Origin of the sequence: Carnobacterium alterfunditum DSM 5972 (assembly GCF_000744115.1) — a bacterium.
Lineage (GTDB): Bacteria > Bacillota > Bacilli > Lactobacillales > Carnobacteriaceae > Carnobacterium_B > Carnobacterium_B alterfunditum.
The window spans coordinates 1-19,643 of record NZ_JQLG01000003.1 but is presented as its reverse complement, the minus strand read 5'-3'; the positions used below and the strand labels follow the sequence as shown (position 1 = coordinate 19,643).

Here is a 19,643-nt window from a genome sequence, read left to right as displayed (position 1 = left end):
GTTAATTCAATTACATCGCTATCATTATCTGCAGATTTTTAAATAGTTATAAAACTGTATTTAATCTTATAATTATATATTTTAGATCTTTTAATCCTTTTGCGTGAAAAAAAATCTATGTATACGAAGCTTTACAGCGATTAAACAACTACAAAAAACTGTTTATACAGCTACTAAAAGCTGTGCCATATAGCTACAAAAAACTGTGCTATAAGTATACATTTATAGTTCAATTGTAGCTGTATTGTGTTATAATAAAGACACAGAGAAAACCAACTCGTGACGGAGTTTCTTTTCCAATAAAAAGAAAAGGCGGTTACCCTATGCTTGATACATACACCCCAAATATAACACAAAAGGTGATTTCTATGGAAGATTTATATAATAAGAAGGCAGTAGAAAGTAATGATTTAATTTCTAGTGTTGCAAAGATGGATAAAATCCCTTTAAAAATATTTGAATTAGCTGTCTCTTGTTTGGATATAGAAAATCCTCCAAAAGACAATGCGGTTCATATATCAAAAGCAACTTTATTTGATTTTTTTAAAGTGAATGATAACGATAAACATTTTCGTTTCAAAAAAGCTTTAACTAATTTACATCAGCAATCTATTTTTGAAGTAAAAGAAGAAAATGAATATGGTAAGTTAAAATATAAAATTATTTCTCCAATATCAAGTAGTGAATGGAACGATTTTGACGATAATGTGAGAATTAAGTTTACAGAAGATATTATGCCCTATTTAATTGATTTAAAGAGAAATTTCACACAATATTTAATTACCGATATTATGGAATTAAATAGTAAATACAGCGTAATATTATACAAATGGTTATCAATGTTTTATAACCAATATGAAGTGTATAAAGATAACGGACAACGCAGGGAAGATCAGTTAGAGAAACTAAAAAATCCATACATTGATTTAAAAGAACTTAGAAGAATAACTAATACTGTAGATCGCTATACTCGTTTTCCAAATTTTGAAGCTAGAGTATTAGAAACTGCAACAAAAGAAATAACTAATCATACTCACTTTAATCTTTCGTATGATAAAGTTAAATCAGGACGTGAAATTGTTGGTATTAGATTTTATATCAAAAAAGTTTCTCCAAAAGTTCCTTTACCTTACAAAGATAACAGTAAAAAAGCGCAAAAAAGTATAGCTGAAACGGAAAAAGAAGAAAATGAAATCTACGATAACGCCCTGAAAAGTAAGTATGTAATTACTTTAGTAAAAAATGATTTGATAGAATCAGTAGACATATTAGATAGACGCTTTATGGTTAGATTATCAAATACAATTTTTCCTTTATATGATACCATCCAAAAATATAAAGGATTAGATGGTGTAATTGAACATATTTCTTATGTAAAAAGCAATATGATAGACTATGATGAAAATAAAAAAAATATTATTAAGTATTTGAAAGTTTCAGCAGAAGATTATATGAAATTTATTAAAACCAACAATATATAAAAATATTTAGTCTATATTTATGAAGAAAATTAAACACCTAATTCCAGTGTTAACGAATAAAGTAAAGATATAATAATATAAACGTCCTTATTATAAGCAAAGTTAAGCAATTTATTTTTTGATTGGCTATAGTCAATTGGTTGCTAGAAATCACTCGGTAACCGCTGCGCTCCACCTTCGCAATTTTTAGCAAGATTTCCTAATCCTATTGATTAAGCAATACAACTAAGTTATTCCGCCTATATTTCTAATCAATCGTTGACAAAAGGCACTCGGAATGCTGACAGAGGGCTGATGTTTGTGGTGTTGAGCATAGTTGTACCCTAGTCTAGCTAAAATTAAGATCAGCTTACTAAGGTTACAACTATGTGGATTATGTATTTTTCTTTTTGACGTCAGGAGACGAAGCGGAGCCACTATCACATACTGTATCAGTCGGTATTGTTGTCTCAATACGTCTAAAACCCTTTTAAAATCTCCCCTAAAAGCTTTGTTTTAGACTACCAGGCTTTCAGCCTGAGATTACCGCCTCTGCCGTTAAATCGGTCGCAGTCACCATTCAGAACAATAGGAGATACAGTTACCCTATTTAGATGTTCCTAACATTCTTTATTGCAGTGGCGAATGTTTAACCTGTCTACTTAAATGCTGTCACGCACACAGCTTGGCTCCTGTGTTGGTAAAAAAAGCCTTTGTTAATCACCAATAATTAAAAATATTGGTATAATAACGGAGTAAACAGAAATGTTAGTTGTCTTGTAGATTGCCGTCTACAGGGCTTTTTTTTTATTTAATTTTATTGTTATCTTTGAATTGAATTAAATTTACTACACTATTTTTTTTTTGTAAAATCTTATTTTTAAAGCGAAATAGCCTATATAAGAATAAAAATCTACATGTAGATTTGTATACACACTACCTGTTAACGTTGATTTAATAGCTTTCATTATTGTAGATTCGTCTACTTGTAGATTTGTAGATTTGTAGATGGTTTTTACTGTTAACGTTTGACATCTTGTTATAGCATGATATATTAACAGTATGATATAAGATGTAGATTTGTAGACATTAAAGAAAAGAGGGGCTGAAATGGCTAAAGTCATAACTTATGGTAATTTTAAAGGTGGAACAGGAAAAACAACAAACAGTGCAATGATGGCATACATGTTGTCTAAATTAGGATACAAAACTCTGTTAGCTGATTTAGATCCTCAAGCAAATGCAACTTCCTTGTATTTACGTACAAAACAACGAATTACAAATGATGTTGTCACATTCAATAAAACATTAATGTCAGCAATAGCTGATGAAGATTTATCTGATATTATTATAGAAATAAAAGAAAATTTATATTTACTTCCTAGTTTTGCTGATTTCACATCTTTTCCTTTATTTTTAGAAAAAAAATTCCCTGATAGTCAATTAGGGCGAGTAACTTTTTTGAAGGGATTAATTGATAAAATTAAAGATGATTACGATTATATTCTGATAGATGTTCCGCCAACATTAAGTACATATACAGATTCAGCATTATTAGCATCAGATTACACAATTATTGTGTTACAAACTCAAGAACGTTCTTTAATTGGTGCTGAAGCTTATGTAGGCTATTTACAAGAATTGATTGATAATTATGATGCGAATTTTGATATTTTAGGTGTTCTTCCAGTATTATTAAAAAATAATTCTAAGGTAGATGAAGCAACACTTAATACTGCTAAGGAAAAATTTGGTGAAGAAAACCTCTTTAAGAATTTAGTGAAAAATATGGAACGATTAAAACGTTATGACATTATCGGAATAGTTGACTCTGATTTAGAGGGGAAACATGATATACATGACAAGAGGGTAATGGCACTTTATAAAAAAGTTACAGAAGAAATGATTAATCGGTTAGATGAAATTGAATCTCAAAAAAAAGATTAACCATCTTAAATTAATTTATAATCATATTAAATTGAAAATGAGGGTAGTTTTATGGCAGATAATTTATTAAATAAAAACAAGGGTAAACGGAATCTTTTGGAAAGAAAAGAAGAAGTAAAGCCAAAAGAAGCTTTCAATCGTTCAAGTTTATTTACAGTCGATGAATCTCAAAAAAATAGTCATAATCAAAATAAAGAAGTTCCCACTAAGAAAAATAAATTAAAAACTACAACTATTCGTTGCGCAGCAGATACCTCACATCGATTGAATGCTCTTGTTACTTCTTTTAGTTTAGATAGTGTTAATGAATTGTTAGATATCTTGTTAGATAATTACGAAGCTTCTTTAACTAATGATGAAAGAAGAGAAATTAAAACATTAATAGAAGTTTATCAACGGAAATCTATGAAGTAAATATTCTAAAATACTAAATTTTTTAGAAAAGTTAGGAGGTTGCTAAATGAATACATTTTTCAAATCTATAACTAGTGACTATTTTGAAGATATCCTAGTACGATTAGCTCATCATTCAGCAGGAATTGAAGGAAACACTATTTCTTTACCAGCTACCGTTTCTATTATTGTAAATGGAACTTTACCAACCGGTTCGGGTGCCACAGTTAGAGAATTTTATGAAATTGAAAATCATAAGCACGCGTTTGATCACATGATCACTCATTTAATAAACGGAGATCAGCTTTCTGTTAATCTAATCAAAGAGATACATGGTGACTTAACGGATCGATTGCAATACGATAAAGGGCAATTTAAAAAGAATGAAAATATGATTTTAGGTGCTGAATTTCAAACATCTTCTCCTACAGAAACACCTATGTTAATCACTCAACTAGTTGATAATTTAAACTATCGATTAGAACAGGTTCAAACAAATGAAGATAAGCTAATAGCTATTTTAGATACTCATATTCAATTTGAACGGATTCATCCATTCTCAGATGGAACTGGCCGAACTGGCCGAATGATAATGAACTATTCTTTACTACAAGAAGGATTCCCTCCTTTAATTATTGAAAAAGGAACAAAGTCACAGTATGTTGAACTATTAGCGACTCAAGACGTTGATTCTTTCTTATCTTTTGCTACAAATACTTTAGAAAAAGAAACTAAACGAATGATCGCGTTTCAAAATATGGAACAAGAAAAAATAAAAGAAATTGAAGAATAGAGCTTTTTAAGCTATTATTCTTCAATTTCTTTTATTTTAGTGCTTCTCAGAAGCTTTTTAAGAACATTTCAAATTTTTTAGTACATAAGTGTGTATAGTATGTTTGGTTTAGATTAATTAAAGGATAAGAGCATGTCCAAAAACAAGTGTTTTTGGGAACTTTTTTTTGTAGAAAAGAAAACAATCAAAAAACCTTACATAATCAACTTTCCTCGCATTACCAAAATAAATGTCCATAATCATTACCAAATACCCTTACATTTATAAACGTTAATGGTATAATAAAAAAGAGTTTTATTGTACAAACTAATCTATGAATTTATTTCAATATATTATATAGAAGGAATAGTGTTAAGGAGTGAAATGATGAAAATTGCTTATGCTAGAGTATCGACAGACAAACAAGAACTTCATCGTCAACTAGATGCTTTAGAAAAAGTTGGTTACGATAAACTTATACAAGAAAAATTTACCGGTACGCAAAAGAAGCGCGCAGGATTAGATACCTTATTTAATAGCGTCCGATCTGGGGATACCGTTATTATTGAATCGATTAGTCGCTTAGGTAGGAAAACACTAGATATCCTTTCTACTGTTGAAGAGCTAAAAGAACAAGGAGTAGAAGTTGTATCGTTGAAAGAAAACCTAGATACTTCTACTCCAACTGGCCAGGCCATGTTTCAGATGATGGCAGTGATTGCTCAATTAGAACGAGATTTGACTGTACAACGTGTAAATGAAGGTTTAGCCTCTGCTAAAGCACGTGGTGTGAAGCTAGGTAGACCGACAATGGATAAACAAAAGGTAAAAGATGCTTTAGGCTTATATGATTCTGGACGATATTCAGTTAAAGACATTATTCGAATTACTGGTATCTCTCAAGGATCCTTATACAGAAAGATAAAGGAGAGAGAATACAAACAACTTTTATCTGACATTAAAGACAGAGTAAAAGAAACTGAAGATTAGTAACTCAAGAGCTCTAATCTTCAGTTTCTCAGTTTGAAATACTTATTTCTAATTAACTTAAATAAATTTAATCAACTTAATGCTTTTTATCTTGGTGTTGTTTTAAAGTTTTTCCTGCTTTTGATTTTGCTGGTTTACTACTCTTTTTTGAAACTAAAGTTTCCCCCGCTTTTCCAACTTTTCCACCGGTATGTTTTACCATATTTTATCCCTCCTTTATAATTTAATAATAACGTACTAATTTTGAATAAAATAAATTCACTTAAATCTATCCAATTTCATTATTTTTTCTAGACCTAAAGTCTTTAAGTTTCATGACTACCTGAGATTCATTATTATTTTTGAAGAGAGCTTCGTTAACTCCACAAACTCGAGCTAGCATCGTATTTGTTAAGTAGAGATTATACTCTTCAGCAAGTTTTACTGGTATCTCATGACCCTGTAAAACATTCTCGTCAATTAATAGATGAATTGATTGCTTAAAACTAACTGGGATAGTGCGTTTTTTTTCTAAATCAAATGGTTCTGGATTTCGCCATCCTCTATAGTTCATTTGCTTATATAATTTAGTTTGTTGTTCTATATTTATAATATTTAAATCATATGCTCTTTTAATCATCGCAGCCATTGAAACGTTCCAAACTTTTTTTAAATTATAGTATGTTTCGATGTTATTAACATCATTTCGTATCAAACTCTTTCGAAAAGCATTCTCAGGTAGCAAAAAACATGAAGCAAATTTATTAGCTTGAGTTTCCATTTCCCTGTATTCTTCTTTATCTAGTTCTTGCGGATTGAGATCTTGATGTAAAACCCAGTGACCTATTTCATGAGCGATACTAAATTGTCGTCTGTAAAAAGAACTACTTTCTCCTGTTGTAATTACGAAGTATTCATTATCATTTATTTTATTCATGCTACTAAAAGCATCTATTTTTTCTTCATTGTATTCTGAATTTATCACTGAAAACCCCATTAACTCAGCAGTTTCAATAATATCTAGTATCGGATTTTCGTTTAGTACCATATCTTGACGAACTTTTTTAGATACCAATTCTATATCATTTATATCTGAATATTCTTCCCTATTTTTCAATTTAGGAAATTCAATATATTGACTTAAAAAATCTCGAACAATAACTGTATATTTGATAGATATTTCAGCAGGTTGCTTAGATTTGAGCGTAGATGTTAGCCGTGATCGAAAAAAAGTACCCTCTGTTTCGTATTCAAATGAATCATGTGTGTAAAAAAACTCGCGGGGATATCCTAGTATGTCATATAATTGAAGAGAATTTTCAAAATTTGGAGCTGTTTTCCCTGTTTCATATTTAGAAACCGACTGTTTAGTAATCTCCAAACGCTCAGCTAATGATGTAATGGTCATTTTATTATAAAGACGAGCTTCTTTTAATCGTTTTCCATTAAATATCTTTTTCATTATTTTAACCTCTTTTATATAATCCTAGATTCTTTTTAAACGAACAATATTTTTTTTCTGTTTTAAAGGAGTACTACTTTCGTTTTCTCCACTATCTATTCCATCTGAATTAATATCAACCTGATAATTGCTATCTAGTAGATAGGTATAATCTTTTTGCCAAATTAACTCTTGATTAGCATTAAACGAAAGAGCCTCTATGGAAGGAATAAACCCATCATCGAAAGAAAAAATGAATACATTAGAAGGAGTCAAATTATAAATATTTTTTGCCATCCTTAATAAATTATCATCTTGTGCATAAATTTTATCGAAAAGTTCAAGTTGTTCAGTAAGAGGAGTCATTTCTTTTATAGTAGGATCAATTCCTAGTAAATTAGCCAACTTAATGTAATGCGTCATATCGTCACTTTTCATTACTTCGTTTAACCTTTTCTTTTTGACACAAATGTACAGTTGAGTACTTGAAAGATTATATAATACAACAAACTCCCAGCCTCTTTTGATCTTAATCGGTTTTAAAAAATTGCTTGAGAGTTTAAGTAATTCATTGTATCGCAAATCCCAATTTGCAAAACCTTTACTATTATCAACACCAGTAGCATTTTCATTCCCTATTGATTTTAAATGTAACTCTATTGATTCATCATCTTTTGACGTTAAGATAGAAGCTATGGTTTTAATTGTTTCTTCACTCATATCGATTGTTTTCACTATTTAATCTCCAATCTTAATATAACCTTATTTTAGACTTTTATATCATAAAAGTCAACCAAATTAAACATTTTCATACATAAGTAACTTGTCTATATTTTCATCTTTATGAAAATATAGGAATTATAAAGAAAAATTTTATAATAATATTAGAATATTCTACATTAAATATTTAAAACCCACTATCTATTCCTAGTCAGATAGTGGGTTTTATTATTTGAATTTCTAGATTATTTCTAAAATAATAGCCAGAGATAATATATATAATTGAAACTTGTACTTTTCTTATTCTCCAACCATACCGTCACCATCATTATCGCGCATATATATATACAACCAATGATCTTTCTTAATTGGCATGGAAAATCCAGCCTCTGTTGCTTCTTTGATGGTCACCATTCCATTATTATTTGTATCTATGATATCCGCCACCATAAATTACCAGCAGGAGATGCGGACAAATACTTGGACTCAAATTGAGTCAGGAGGATGTTAATGTACTCTCATGAGGAACGATTGAAAGCCGTAAAATTATATATAAAATATGAACACTCACTAGCAGCTACTATTCAAAAACTTGGATACCCTTCTCCAAAAGCTTTATATAATTGGCATCAGGAATATTGTGAAAATGGAGAACTTCGTGATTCATCTATTAGAGGTACTAAATTTACTCTAAAAGAAAAAAAGATAGCTGTTGAGCATTACTTTGAATATGGTCGGAATTATTCTCGGACAGTTCGAATGCTTGGCTATCCAGGCAGGGAAACATTAAGACAATGGTGTGAAGAATTAGCCCCAGAAGCTCGTAAAATTCGACGGAGTGCGCTAAACTATACGCAAGAGCAGAAAAAAGAGGCTGTAATCAGGCTCTTTAGCCGAAATACTTCTGCCAAAAAAATCGCAGAACAGACAGGTGTTGGTAGAAAGACGCTCTATGACTGGAAAAGTGATTTAGTCGGAAGGGATTTTCCTCTAACCATGCTAAAACAACCTATTGAACAAACGGTAGATACACTGAATTCAGAAGTCGATGATCTGCAAAAACAAGTCTACCAGTTACGAATGGAAAAAGAGATTCTTGAAAGAGCAGCTGTTCTAATAAAAAAAGAAACAGGCATTAATCCAATAAACTTAACAAATAGAGAAAAGACTATTTTGGTTAATGCCTTACGTACCAATTTTCCTTTAAAGAGCTTATTTCAACAATTAGAGCTACCAAAAAGCAGTTATTTTTATCACAGAAATCAATTAACTTTGACAGATAAATATGAAGAAAAACGTCTTTTACTAACAGAGATTTTCAATGAAAACGATGCAAGATATGGCTACCGTAGACTGCATGCAGAAATGAAAAATAAGGGTGTCCTATTGTCAGAAAAGGTTGTTAGAAGGCTGATGAGAGAAGAAAATCTTTCTGTTAGAATAGCGCGGAAAAAGAAATATAGTTCTTATGCTGGCGAGATTACACAAGCAGCCCCAAATCTTTTGCAACGAAATTTTAAGGCAGAAAAGCCGAATATGAAATGGCTGACTGATATTACAGAATTTCGCATGCCTGCTGGAAAGGTCTATTTGTCACCTATTATTGACTGTTTTGACGGAGCAGTCGTAAGTTGGACAATTAGTACTGAACCGAACGCAAAGTTAGTCAATACAATGTTCGATAACGCTGCAGAAACACTAGGAGTTAATGAGCATCCAATTATTCATTCTGATCGTGGCGCGCATTACCGATGGCCAGGATGGATAGAGCGAATAAAAACCTCCGGTTTGACACAATCCATGTCCAAGAAAGGTTGTTCTCCAGACAATTCTGCCTGTGAAGGCTTCTTTGGGCGCTTGAAGAATGAATGGTTTTACGGGGTATCCTGGAAGGACATCAGCATAGACGAATTCATGGAACGTCTAGACCATTATATTCATTGGTATAATGAAAAGAGAATCAAAATGTCATTAGGTGGAATAAGTCCTCTTCAGTATAGACGAAGTTTAGGATTAGCTGCTTAAACAGTCCAAGAAAACATCCGCATCCCCTCTTATGTGCAAAGTTCTTGCAAAACACAACAGGTTCTGTCGTATCATCTTGAAGAACAATAGCGTCTGCTGTGGGACTACAACCTCCTAGCAAAAGAGAAGTAGCAATCAAAAAGGAAAGCATATATTTCTTAACGTTCATTTCATTGCTCCCTAATAATATATACCAGTTATTTGTTTATTTTATTATGCCTATTGGATCATCTAATATAAACAAATTATGTTTTATCCATTTTAACTCTTCTTTATTTAATCCTCTTGTTTTTCCTGTTTCATAATCTAAACCTAAAAGTAATATTTCTTTAGAAAATATAAGATTCTCTCCATTAACGATTAAGCTAATCAAAAGGTTTCCTTTTTTCAGTAGCCCTTTATCATCTACCCAAGCATCAATAGAATCTGTTAATGATCTAACATCTGCTGAATCTACGTCTAAATATTTTTCAATAATAATTATATCTCTTAAATCGTTCCACTCAAATGTCCGCGAGATAACTAAATTATTTTTTATTTCTATTTTTATTGCATAAGACATTTTAAAATATCCTCCTATGCTATTTATTATCATTTAATAACCTGAATAATTCATACTTTTTCTGAAACGCTCTGGAAAAACTGTTCTAACGCTAGTTTGAGTTAATTTTATCAGCACCCTTTGGGTGTGCAAAAAGAACCCCAATCTGCTATGGTTAAAGCGACTAAACATAACCAAAGAAAGGGGTTCTCTCTATGGCAACTTTACATGAAAATCGTTTACTTTTCAATTCAAACATTACGGTATCTCACTCTGGGGGTAATTTATCCTCAGATTCCGGATTGATTTTAGTTAAGGAATTCATGCACACCATTAATTTCTCTAACATTTTGAAACAAACCCTCACTATTAACGATGATCGACTTTACTATAACCATGCTAATCATTCAATTATTGAACAAATTCTTTTTCAATTGATTGCTGGATATCAAACGGATTCCTTGGCTGACGTTTTATCAAAAGATCCCATTTTCCAGAGCCTATTAGCTAAAGAGCAACTCGCTTCACAACCCTCTATTTCTCGTTTATGGGATCGGTTAAGTCAGGAAAACATTTCCCAATTACAAGAAGTCAATCAAATCCTGATTGATAAAGTACGTACTGCTCGTAATACAACTGAAATGATTTTTGATCTAGACTCAACACATTCGGATACCTTTGGCAATCAGGAGAAATCGGATTATAATGCCCATTACCAAACGAATGGCTATCATCCACTTGTTGCCTTTGAAGGCCTGACCGGCGACTTTTTGAAAGCAGAACTTCGTTCTGGTAATGTGTACACATCCAATGGTGTTGCAGATTTTGTCCGGCCACTTTTTGACCATTACCAAGAAACCGTACCTGTATGTTCTATTCTAGTGCGTGCAGATAGTGGTTTTGCAACTCCTGAATTATATGAACTGTGTGAAAAACGTCAAAATTTTTATGTTATTCGATTGAAATCGAATCGTAACCTAGGAAAAATCGCTGAGCAATTTGTATCGATAGATGACCAGCAGGATTGGGATAAAAAAGAAGTTCATTACGCTTCTACACTCTATCAAGCGAAGAGCTGGACACATCCACGAAGAATTTGTATTAAATCTACGCGCGAAGCAACCGAATTGATTGCTCGACATGAATTTATCATAACCAATTTATCAGAGAACCTTTCTGCAGAAGCGGCCTTTCAAACCTATTCTAAAAGAGGCACCATGGAAAATTACATTAAAGAGGCCAAAAATGGATTTTATTTCGATAAAACCGACAGTCCTCGTTTTTTAGAAAATCATGCACGTATGATGGTGAGTGTACTAGCTTACAACATCGTCAATTTTATGCGTACTCTTTGTTTTACGAAAGAAACCAAAGGTTTTCAAGTTTCAACTATTCGTTTGCTCTTATTTAAAGTAGCGGGTAAACTTGTTCATTCTGGACGAAAAACCTTTTTAAAACTCAGTTCCTATCACGTTTACTATGAACTATTCCATAAAATCTTGCGGAATATTCAGCATTTCAAATGGCAGTAGCACTCACACCTAATGGAATAGTTTAAAAAAAAGGCTAATTTCAAGGGATTAGTATGCCTAAAAATCTTAATTTTCTGACAAAAAAATGAGTGACTTGGAAATTTTAAGTAAAATAAGTAAACCTATCAAACTAATGATCTGAAAGAAGTGAAAAATGCACCAATTATTAATTTTCTTAAAAGTATGAATCATTCAGGAATAATTCTAACACTCATATTTATACGTTTATGAGTATTATTTTATTAAATAAGTTGAAACAAAATGAACTAGAAAAGATTTAAGTAGTCTTTTATTTGGATTTCATCAACATCCAGTTTCTCATAAATAAATCCAATATTAGACTCTCTTAATAGTTCTAACTTTACAGGTATAAATGCTGAACCATGTTGATCAGGCAGCTTATTTTTAGTATTCTTAATTATCTTATTTGAATAGTAAGCATGATTACTTAGTATATGATTTTTTAAATCATCTGATTTAATTACTAAAGTATAGTCTGGTACAATTTTATCTTGTATGAGAGTTGATTTATTCTCATCGAATTCACTAATATTTAATTTATTGTTATAAAAAAATACTATCAAATAATCCAAATAATCCGGAATAAAATGCTTTCCTTTTTTTGCTATTTTTACATTATTTATCTTTTCAAATTCAGAAAAAATATCTAGCTGATCTTTATGATTAATACTTATTCCATCTATAAATTTGTACGCTGAGATGAAATCGACTCTTAAGTCGCCATAACTACTAAGACTTTCTGAGTATTGTACATCTATTTTAATATCATCTTTCACTAATAAATCTACACTGCTATAATCTATTTGATTATTTTTTTCGACTGCTATATTTAAATTATTTAACAGATGAATTGCCATTAATTCTGTAACCTTATTTTTATTATCGTTATAAGTATTAGCCATGGCTTGTAGCTCCTTTACTATCTACTTCAGATTAGAATATACAAAATCTACTAAGTGATCTATATTACTTGAATCTTTAACAAAGTTAGAAACATATTTTTTAGATTCAGAACTATTATTTAAAATATCAGTAATGATCTTTTTCTGATAGGATTCTTCAGCACGATTAGGTGTTAAAGCTCTATGACAAGACGGGCAAAGTTTAACTAAATTCTCCAATACATCTCCTGACTTATCTGCACCAAATGATATAACATGATGCAATTCTAAATAGTATCTGCTATTATCACGAATTTTAAAAGTACGATTCTCTATTTTATATTTATTTTTACAAGAAAAACATTCATCTGGTTGAGAAATAGTTACCAAATTAACAATTGCTTTATTTCTAGATTCTTTTGAATTTATGCTATTATCAGTTCCTAATTGATCAAAGTCTAATACTTTTCTCAGCTCAGCAATTTTTTTATTAAGTGTTTCTTTAGTTAGTTGTTTAAATAAGAATTCTTGTCCAAGTATTCTTTCTTTATAAAATAATGCTCTTTCAATGAATCCTGAAGAAAACTTTTTACTGAATGTTGATAACGATATGTTTTCTTTTTTATTTTCTAAAATATTCGCTTTATATAAGTTAATTTTTTTGAAATCTTTGTAGTATCTATTGTAAAACCATTTTAAGTTAATTCTTAATTGAGTATTTCTTTTTATTCCTTCTATAAATTCTGGCTGTAATTCTCTAAAATTAATATTTAATTGATTAATATCTTCAAGAGACATTAATATGCTTAACAAATTATCAATATAGTCTTCAGTAATATTCTTATTTAATATGTCAACAGAGTAGTATGAACGATTTAAATCTATACTACCACGTGGGATGAAAAATGAATTTATTATTATTCTTCCAAAATCACTATCTGTATAAACAAATCTTAATTGCTGGATCTTCGAATTAATTAAACTTAAAATAGAGTTTCTATCTAAACTCATATCATTATCAATAGTGGCCCTATGAGAAGATTCTCCAGTTAATTCAAATGATAAACCAGTATATTCCTTTAACAACTTATTATTCTCTTCTACGATTTTTCTATCTAATTCTATGCTCGCAAATTTAGAAGTTTTATATAAGACTTTCAAATTGAATCCGCTCTCTGTTTCATCAGATAGGTTAAAGAAAACAAAACTTAAGGTCTGTAAATTTTTACTATTCAATATATCGCTAAGTAATTTCATAAATATACCTCTTCCTCTTGTTATTTATTATTTTGAGGGTTATAATTTCAGTACCTCAAAAAAAATGCAGGAGTGATTATTTTTGTTTAAATATAAAATACTAGATTTATTTTCTGGTGCGGGTGGATTTTCTTATGGACTAGATCAATTAAAAGAATTTGAAACAGTTCTTGCAACAGACTTCAATGAAGCAGCTCTTCTTACTTTAAAAAAGAATATACCAAATGCTAAAACTATTTGTGGAGATATACTTCATTCTACACTAAAGGAAGAAATCATAACATCTGCAAAAGATTTAAATGTAAATATGATTATAGGTGGGCCACCTTGTCAAGGGTTTTCTAATAAAGGGAAAAAGTTAGGACTAAGTGATCCTAGAAATTACCTTTTTCTAGAATATTTAGATATTGTAAGACGTTTAGAACCTGAATTATTTATTATTGAAAATGTAAAAACGATGCTTACTGCTTCAGATGGTTACTTTATTCAAGAGATTAAAAAGCACATTAATGAGCTTGGTTATGTTTTAAATTATAAGGTTCTAGATAGCTCAGACTATGGTGTTCCACAAAAAAGGAAAAGAGCTATATTACTTGCTCATAAAAAACAACTCTTAAATTTTCCTTTGAAAAATGATATCTCAAATACTGTTAGAGATGCCATTTCAGATTTAGACTACTTAAATTCTGGGGAAGGAAAAGAAAATAGTCAATACTTAAGAGAAATTCGCTCACCTTATCAAGAAAAAATGAGAACAGATAGTTATGAATTGTATAATCATATAGCTACTAATCATAGTGAATTAGCTTTAAAAAAACTATCTATGATTCCACCTGAGAAAGGAAAAGAATATCTTCCCAAAGAGTACCATGGGAAACAAAAATTTAAGACTACTTGGAGCAGACTTGAGTGGGATAAGCCTAGTCCTACTATTGATACTAGATTCGATACACCATCTAATGGAAAAAATTCACATCCTTTTTTGAACAGAGCAATAACGCCTAGAGAAGCTGCTAGAATTCAAAGTTTTCCAGATACATTTAGATTCTATGGTAATAAAACGGCAATATGTACTCAAATAGGCAACGCTGTTCCCCCTTTGATGGCTAAGGCTATAGGTGAAAGTATAATTAACACATTGAGTAAAAGAAGCTCAATATTTACTGATCAATATCAATTATATAACGGAGATGCTTATAAAGTAATAGAAGAACTTATCAATAGTAAAAGAACAGTTGATCACGTAATTACTGATCCACCCTATAATATTTCTAAAAAAAATAACTTTGACACTATGAATAATGCTAAAAGAAAGGGTATTGATTTTGGAGAATGGGATAAAGAATTTGATTTATATTCTTGGATTGAACTATATTCATCAATATTAACTAAAGATGGATCTTTTATTATATTTTGTTCTTACCGATATATTAGCTATATTTGCGACGCAATGGAAGCTAATAATATAATAGTTAAAGATGTAATTAAATGGGTAAAAAGTAACCCTATGCCTAGAAATATTAATAGACGGTATGTGCAAGATACTGAATTCGCTATCTGGGGAGTTAAGAAGGGTTCGAAATGGATCTTTAATAAACCAGATAACCATCCTTATTTAAGACCTGAATTTAAGACTCCCACTGTTTTAGGAAAAGAACGTACAGCACATCCTACTCAAAAATCTTTGAATTTAATGGAAAACCTTATAAAAATACACACAAATCCTGGCCAAACGATTATAGATCCATTTATGGGTTCTGGTACGACAGGCGTAGCCAGTATTTTGCATGGTAGGAAATTCATAGGAATTGAACTTGATGAACAATATTATAATATTGCCATAGATAGAATAGAAAACAAAAAAAAAAAGATCCTTACAGACTGAGTTACTTTAAAATCATAGATTTTTTAACATAGAGAAAGAAAGGATTAATGAGCATTTTATCGCTAATTAAGCTTATTAAAACAGGTGTTAATATGAAGATTATAGAACTATTAAAAAAAGAGAATATTAAATATAAGGAAGTTGAGTACTCGAGAGAAGCTACTATTTTTAATGTTAATAATAAGCTAAATCTTGTAGTAATATATGGGAATAATAATAATTTCATGATGGAAAGAGAACTATTTTACTACCTAAATACTCATAAACTACATTATGCTATCTGTTTAGTAAATAAAATTGAAAAGCGTTTATTTCTTTTAACATTTAAAATAAAACATAATTGGCTTCTTTCAAGTTTTTCTGGAACTGATAAAGAAAGGTTACATCTTGGAAAAATTGTTTTAAATAATCCAATAAATGAAATAAATTTGGTTAATTTCTTACTAACTTATAACTAAAAAATAATACTTTATATTGTTATTGGAGAATATCTACTAAAAATAGAGATTCTCTTTTTTAGATTTAATTACTAGCTTCTAATTGCTATACCATCTTGATATAACAATTAAAATATATCATCTACTTTAGTAAGATCATCTAAATCTACTACATAACATGGTCTTCGGACATCATAGTTTACTTCATTTGAAATTTCTGGAATTCTGCTAAATTCTGCTCCACCTGTTATATGACCTATAGTGCATTCGTCAATATCAAATTTATTACTCGGTATCTTTCCATTTATAAACATTTGAACGACGTAATGAATATTAAAATCAATATTATAGTCATACTCCCGCACATTATATAAAAGATTTAGTCTATTATATCCCTTCGAGTTATAATAAGCTGATGTTTTAGTTTCTAACTTCAAATTTCCGATCTGAAAATATCTAGCATAATCAGAGCTCTCAATTTGTTGGTAGTTTATTTTTTTACTCTTCAAATATTTTTCAAAAACTAGTTCTCCTAAAACAGCTGTTAAAATCATGCTATATTTATATCCCGGTTGAGAAATAGGTTCTTCTCTAAAACTATATTTCATTCTATTTTCTGTTCTCTTTAAAGCTTCTTTCTTAAGAACCTCATCTATTACTATCACCTTAAGGACCCCCTCTTACTTTATTTTATTACAATAATTATATCATTACCTTAAAGAATACACTAGTTTACAAATATAAATATTTCTAATTGCTTCACTGTTTGATTATCCTATATTAAAAGGAGATGATTACATTGATTAAAAAAATAAAGAATTGGTTCGTGGAAGATGTTGATTTTTTATCAAAAATAGTAAGAACGATATTTATAGTAACAGTCTTAAGATTTTGGTCTATACGATTCTACAATTACTATCTCTTTATCGTATAAAATTATAGAGCTTCTATAGGTTGATCCGCTTGGTTATTTGCTTTTTACTATTTTTTATTCTTTCAAATTGTAGTTCTCAATTTTATTTATTGGTAAACACACATGAATGATAAATATTTATATTATCTGTCATTATTGAATCATTTAATCGACACTTGTATTTGACATTAAAATCTTAATAGTAACAAGACCTTGTAACTGTAGGCTATAGGTACACTTTAAATCGACAGTACATATATTTATTTAGATAGTTCAGGAGCTACAAGTTCTACTTTTATCCTATCTGGATCTTCAAAGTACACCGCGTAATGATTTCCACCTCCGGAAAATGGGTGTTGTTTTGTATAAAGAATAGGAATTCCTTTGTTTGTTAGTTTTTGAGTCATATCATCTACGTGTTGTCGTGAACTGGCATAAAAAGCTAAATGATTTAACCCTACATTTTTTCTATGGTACGAATTATCTGAAAAAGGCTCTTTTACTTGGACAAACACAATGTAAGTCTCTTCCAATTTCCAACTTTGTCCATTTTCCCATTTTTGAAAAGAATGATATCCTAAATCCTCAAGAAACCATCCCCAAAAATCAGTAGATTTTTTTAAATCAGAAACATAGAGTTCAATATGATGAAGCAATCCTTTTGACAAGAACCCCACTCCTTTTTTTATTATTTTAATACATGAAATTACATAGAATCATGTATTGTAGGTGTTTAGTTTATTTTTAAAGTCATTTACGGATAAAAGACCTTATTTTACTCTAAAAAAACGTTGGAAATTTAGCAGATTAAGGTTCTTGATTTGTACAATGCTACTTTACAGTCTTAAAAAATTATTTGAAGATTTAACAAAGGAATTAATTTCGTTAGAAAACCTTTATTTTATAAAAAAGTTAGTTTGAGATATTCTTTTAATGATGAAACCTCTAATATAGCATAGTTTTCGTGTCCATTAACATGCAATACAGGACGCTTTTTCCCATCATAAAAAGCTACATCTTCAGGTAGATCAGTCAAAGCGTCATCTCCCCAATCAAATAAGGAGTTGGAAACTTCTAATAAAATATTTTTTGTGGTTTTGTTTAATTCATAAAAGTAAATATGACCAATAATTGGACTATCTACAATCTCATTAGATAACCATTCATTAGTTGGATAAGAGTCCACTAAAAACTCAGTAAGACTTTCTATTAACCTTATTGATCTCTCACTAATCCCCACATCCTTCCTAGTAACAAAAGAAAATACTGTAGATGATTCACTAACCCAAATTAATAATCGTTTATATTTGTTTCCTTTTATATTTTTCTTTATATTCTTTTCCATTTTAAGCCGTTTTCCCCCATAAAAATAATGTCCTACAGATTTTTTCCGAGGATTAGTATGATTGTGTCTAAAGTAACCAGTTTTATTTTTAAACATGACATATTTCTTATTTACTAATGATTATATCAGAATGGAATTAATTTATTTCAATACATGAAATTGTATAAAAACGGGTATCCGGAATCCTATTCCAATAGGGTTCTTTTTTTATAGGGACCTCTAATACACGATTATGTGGTATAATAAACAAAATCATGTATCGATTTTGTGAGAGGAGAGGGCTTTTAAATGAGTTACAACGTCCAACCATTAAGAACGCAGCAAGAAATAAACGACTTTTTATTCTGTTTGAGGCGAAATAAAAACTCAGATCGGGATGTTTTTCTGTTTTTGATCGGCATTAATAGCGGTTTACGTATGTCAGACATCATTAAATTAAAGAAAAAAGACCTGATTTCCTCAAAAAATCCCCGCATTGTCGAAAAGAAAACCGGAAAAACGCGTATATTGTATTTGAGTAGTTTGCAGGACTTGATCCAAGCGTACACAAAAGACTTAGACTCAGAGAATTATTTGTTTCCAAGTACTAAAGGTGGTCATTTGGAAGTCAATACAGTCTATCAGATGTTTCAAAGAGTCGCTGCACTGCTAGGAAGAGACGATATAGGCACGCACACGCTGCGTAAGACGTTTGGCTACCACTATTACAAGAAAACTAAAGACGTAGCCACTCTGATGGGAGATATTCGGTCATAGCAGCGAGAAAATCACGAAACGCTACATCGGAATCAATGAAGATGAAATCAGCGAAACGTTATTAAACTTTCGTTTAGGTTTTTTAACTAGTGATTTCATCAGGAAATAAAAAAATTAGGAGCTGATAAAATGAAAATGAAAACTATTATAAACTAATCGAAAGAGATAATACAAACCCAGAAAATCATGAACGGAGAGCTTTGTTCACTATTTTAGTGAAAATAAAGAGCTGTATGCAAAGATTGATAACCTGTATGATTTTGAGGAACATTGGATTAAAACAGATTGTTTTGAGAAAGTCGATTTTAGTAGTGGAAATAGAAAAATGGTCGAATTAGCTTTTAATTT

The 19,643-nt window shown here is 30.3% G+C and carries 19 protein-coding genes and 2 pseudogenes; 11 read left to right on the top strand and 10 right to left on the bottom strand.

Annotation, left to right across the window (positions count from 1 at the left end; translation table 11 throughout):
• The first annotated feature begins 323 nt into the window (after positions 1-323).
• The 5 genes from BR50_RS00520 to BR50_RS00500 all read left to right on the top strand — a co-directional run bounded on the left by BR50_RS00520 (position 324) and on the right by BR50_RS00500 (position 5,562).
• The gene (locus BR50_RS00520; protein WP_034545116.1) at positions 324-1,481 is read left to right on the top strand and encodes a RepB family plasmid replication initiator protein; all 1,158 of its coding nucleotides are present in this window, start codon (positions 324-326) and stop codon (positions 1,479-1,481) included.
• A gap of 1,089 nt (positions 1,482-2,570) precedes the next feature.
• Positions 2,571-3,407, top strand: coding sequence for a ParA family protein (locus BR50_RS00515; protein WP_034545115.1), 837 nt, complete (start codon positions 2,571-2,573; stop codon positions 3,405-3,407).
• A 51-nt stretch (positions 3,408-3,458) separates the two neighbouring features.
• On the top strand, positions 3,459-3,821 hold the full coding sequence (locus tag BR50_RS00510) for a hypothetical protein (RefSeq protein ID WP_034545113.1): 363 nt from the start codon (positions 3,459-3,461) through the stop codon (positions 3,819-3,821).
• Between the two features lie 46 nt (positions 3,822-3,867).
• Positions 3,868-4,593, top strand: coding sequence for a Fic family protein (locus tag BR50_RS00505; protein WP_034545111.1), 726 nt, complete (start codon positions 3,868-3,870; stop codon positions 4,591-4,593).
• A gap of 366 nt (positions 4,594-4,959) precedes the next feature.
• The gene (locus tag BR50_RS00500; protein WP_034545109.1) at positions 4,960-5,562 is read left to right on the top strand and encodes a recombinase family protein; all 603 of its coding nucleotides are present in this window, start codon (positions 4,960-4,962) and stop codon (positions 5,560-5,562) included.
• 76 nt (positions 5,563-5,638) lie between these two features.
• Here the strand turns inward: BR50_RS00500 and BR50_RS13030 are convergent, their stop codons facing one another.
• The 4 genes from BR50_RS13030 to BR50_RS12690 form a co-directional block, all read right to left on the bottom strand.
• On the bottom strand, positions 5,639-5,764 hold the full coding sequence (locus tag BR50_RS13030) for a hypothetical protein (protein ID WP_281247058.1): 126 nt from the start codon (positions 5,762-5,764) through the stop codon (positions 5,639-5,641).
• A gap of 66 nt (positions 5,765-5,830) precedes the next feature.
• On the bottom strand, positions 5,831-7,003 hold the full coding sequence (locus BR50_RS00495) for an XRE family transcriptional regulator (RefSeq protein ID WP_034545107.1): 1,173 nt from the start codon (positions 7,001-7,003) through the stop codon (positions 5,831-5,833).
• Positions 7,004-7,027: 24 nt separating this feature from the next.
• Positions 7,028-7,717: a DUF5986 family protein gene (locus tag BR50_RS00490; RefSeq protein ID WP_034545105.1), complete on the bottom strand. Its 690-nt coding sequence runs from the start codon at positions 7,715-7,717 to the stop codon at positions 7,028-7,030.
• A 285-nt stretch (positions 7,718-8,002) separates the two neighbouring features.
• Positions 8,003-8,149, bottom strand: coding sequence for a hypothetical protein (locus tag BR50_RS12690; protein WP_156097495.1), 147 nt, complete (start codon positions 8,147-8,149; stop codon positions 8,003-8,005).
• A 63-nt stretch (positions 8,150-8,212) separates the two neighbouring features.
• On the opposite strand from BR50_RS12690, the gene BR50_RS00485 reads away from it, so the two are divergent.
• Positions 8,213-9,727 carry an IS3 family transposase gene (locus BR50_RS00485; protein WP_034545103.1) on the top strand — a complete coding sequence of 505 codons (1,515 nt, stop codon included), beginning with the start codon at positions 8,213-8,215 and terminating at the stop codon, positions 9,725-9,727.
• A 205-nt stretch (positions 9,728-9,932) separates the two neighbouring features.
• On the opposite strand, the gene BR50_RS00480 is transcribed toward BR50_RS00485, so the two are convergent.
• The gene (locus BR50_RS00480) at positions 9,933-10,289 is read right to left on the bottom strand and encodes a hypothetical protein (protein ID WP_034545101.1); all 357 of its coding nucleotides are present in this window, start codon (positions 10,287-10,289) and stop codon (positions 9,933-9,935) included.
• 194 nt (positions 10,290-10,483) lie between these two features.
• On the opposite strand from BR50_RS00480, the gene BR50_RS00475 reads away from it, so the two are divergent.
• Entirely contained in the window at positions 10,484-11,800 is a 1,317-nt protein-coding gene (locus BR50_RS00475) for an IS1380 family transposase (RefSeq protein ID WP_034545099.1), read from the top strand.
• 266 nt (positions 11,801-12,066) lie between these two features.
• Here the strand turns inward: BR50_RS00475 and BR50_RS00470 are convergent, their stop codons facing one another.
• A complete protein-coding gene (locus BR50_RS00470; RefSeq protein WP_034545097.1) occupies positions 12,067-12,723 on the bottom strand; it encodes a hypothetical protein in 657 nt (218 codons plus the stop codon).
• Positions 12,724-12,744: 21 nt separating this feature from the next.
• Complete coding sequence (locus tag BR50_RS00465; RefSeq protein WP_034545095.1) at positions 12,745-13,959, bottom strand: HNH endonuclease signature motif containing protein; 1,215 nt, start codon at positions 13,957-13,959, stop codon at positions 12,745-12,747.
• Positions 13,960-14,041: 82 nt separating this feature from the next.
• Between BR50_RS00465 and BR50_RS12940 the strand changes: the two genes are divergently transcribed.
• Entirely contained in the window at positions 14,042-15,844 is a 1,803-nt protein-coding gene (locus BR50_RS12940; RefSeq protein WP_081884459.1) for a DNA cytosine methyltransferase, read from the top strand.
• 47 nt (positions 15,845-15,891) lie between these two features.
• Positions 15,892-16,302 (top strand): hypothetical protein, encoded by a 411-nt coding sequence (locus tag BR50_RS00450; protein ID WP_034545093.1) that lies wholly within the window; start codon positions 15,892-15,894, stop codon positions 16,300-16,302.
• A 107-nt stretch (positions 16,303-16,409) separates the two neighbouring features.
• Here the strand turns inward: BR50_RS00450 and BR50_RS00445 are convergent, their stop codons facing one another.
• The 3 genes from BR50_RS00445 to BR50_RS00435 all read right to left on the bottom strand — a co-directional run bounded on the left by BR50_RS00445 (position 16,410) and on the right by BR50_RS00435 (position 18,539).
• Positions 16,410-16,946: a hypothetical protein gene (locus BR50_RS00445; protein WP_034545091.1), complete on the bottom strand. Its 537-nt coding sequence runs from the start codon at positions 16,944-16,946 to the stop codon at positions 16,410-16,412.
• Between the two features lie 508 nt (positions 16,947-17,454).
• Entirely contained in the window at positions 17,455-17,862 is a 408-nt protein-coding gene (locus BR50_RS00440; protein WP_034545089.1) for a VOC family protein, read from the bottom strand.
• A gap of 233 nt (positions 17,863-18,095) precedes the next feature.
• Positions 18,096-18,539 carry a hypothetical protein gene (locus tag BR50_RS00435; RefSeq protein ID WP_143298392.1) on the bottom strand — a complete coding sequence of 148 codons (444 nt, stop codon included), beginning with the start codon at positions 18,537-18,539 and terminating at the stop codon, positions 18,096-18,098.
• A gap of 288 nt (positions 18,540-18,827) precedes the next feature.
• Between BR50_RS00435 and BR50_RS00430 the strand changes: the two are divergent.
• Positions 18,828-19,404 (top strand): annotated as a pseudogene (locus tag BR50_RS00430) (tyrosine-type recombinase/integrase).
• A gap of 99 nt (positions 19,405-19,503) precedes the next feature.
• A pseudogene (locus BR50_RS13090) lies at positions 19,504-19,643 on the top strand (DUF6075 family protein); the annotation flags it as partial.

Bases quoted from the DNA above. Each gene is read 5' to 3' on its own strand.
- BR50_RS00465 (WP_034545095.1), bottom strand. From the start codon at position 13,959: ATGAAATTACTTAGCGATATATTGAATAGTAAAAATTTACAGACCTTA.
- BR50_RS00475 (WP_034545099.1), top strand. From the start codon at position 10,484: ATGGCAACTTTACATGAAAATCGTTTACTTTTCAATTCAAACATTACG.
- BR50_RS00470 (WP_034545097.1), bottom strand. From the start codon at position 12,723: ATGGCTAATACTTATAACGATAATAAAAATAAGGTTACAGAATTAATG.
- BR50_RS00480 (WP_034545101.1), bottom strand. From the start codon at position 10,289: ATGTCTTATGCAATAAAAATAGAAATAAAAAATAATTTAGTTATCTCG.
- BR50_RS00510 (WP_034545113.1), top strand. From the start codon at position 3,459: ATGGCAGATAATTTATTAAATAAAAACAAGGGTAAACGGAATCTTTTG.
- BR50_RS00495 (WP_034545107.1), bottom strand. From the start codon at position 7,003: ATGAAAAAGATATTTAATGGAAAACGATTAAAAGAAGCTCGTCTTTAT.
- BR50_RS00435 (WP_143298392.1), bottom strand. From the start codon at position 18,539: ATGGAAAAGAATATAAAGAAAAATATAAAAGGAAACAAATATAAACGA.
- BR50_RS00505 (WP_034545111.1), top strand. From the start codon at position 3,868: ATGAATACATTTTTCAAATCTATAACTAGTGACTATTTTGAAGATATC.
- BR50_RS00520 (WP_034545116.1), top strand. From the start codon at position 324: ATGCTTGATACATACACCCCAAATATAACACAAAAGGTGATTTCTATG.
- BR50_RS00515 (WP_034545115.1), top strand. From the start codon at position 2,571: ATGGCTAAAGTCATAACTTATGGTAATTTTAAAGGTGGAACAGGAAAA.
- BR50_RS00500 (WP_034545109.1), top strand. From the start codon at position 4,960: ATGAAAATTGCTTATGCTAGAGTATCGACAGACAAACAAGAACTTCAT.
- BR50_RS13030 (WP_281247058.1), bottom strand. From the start codon at position 5,764: ATGGTAAAACATACCGGTGGAAAAGTTGGAAAAGCGGGGGAAACTTTA.
- BR50_RS00485 (WP_034545103.1), top strand. From the start codon at position 8,213: ATGTACTCTCATGAGGAACGATTGAAAGCCGTAAAATTATATATAAAA.
- BR50_RS00450 (WP_034545093.1), top strand. From the start codon at position 15,892: ATGAGCATTTTATCGCTAATTAAGCTTATTAAAACAGGTGTTAATATG.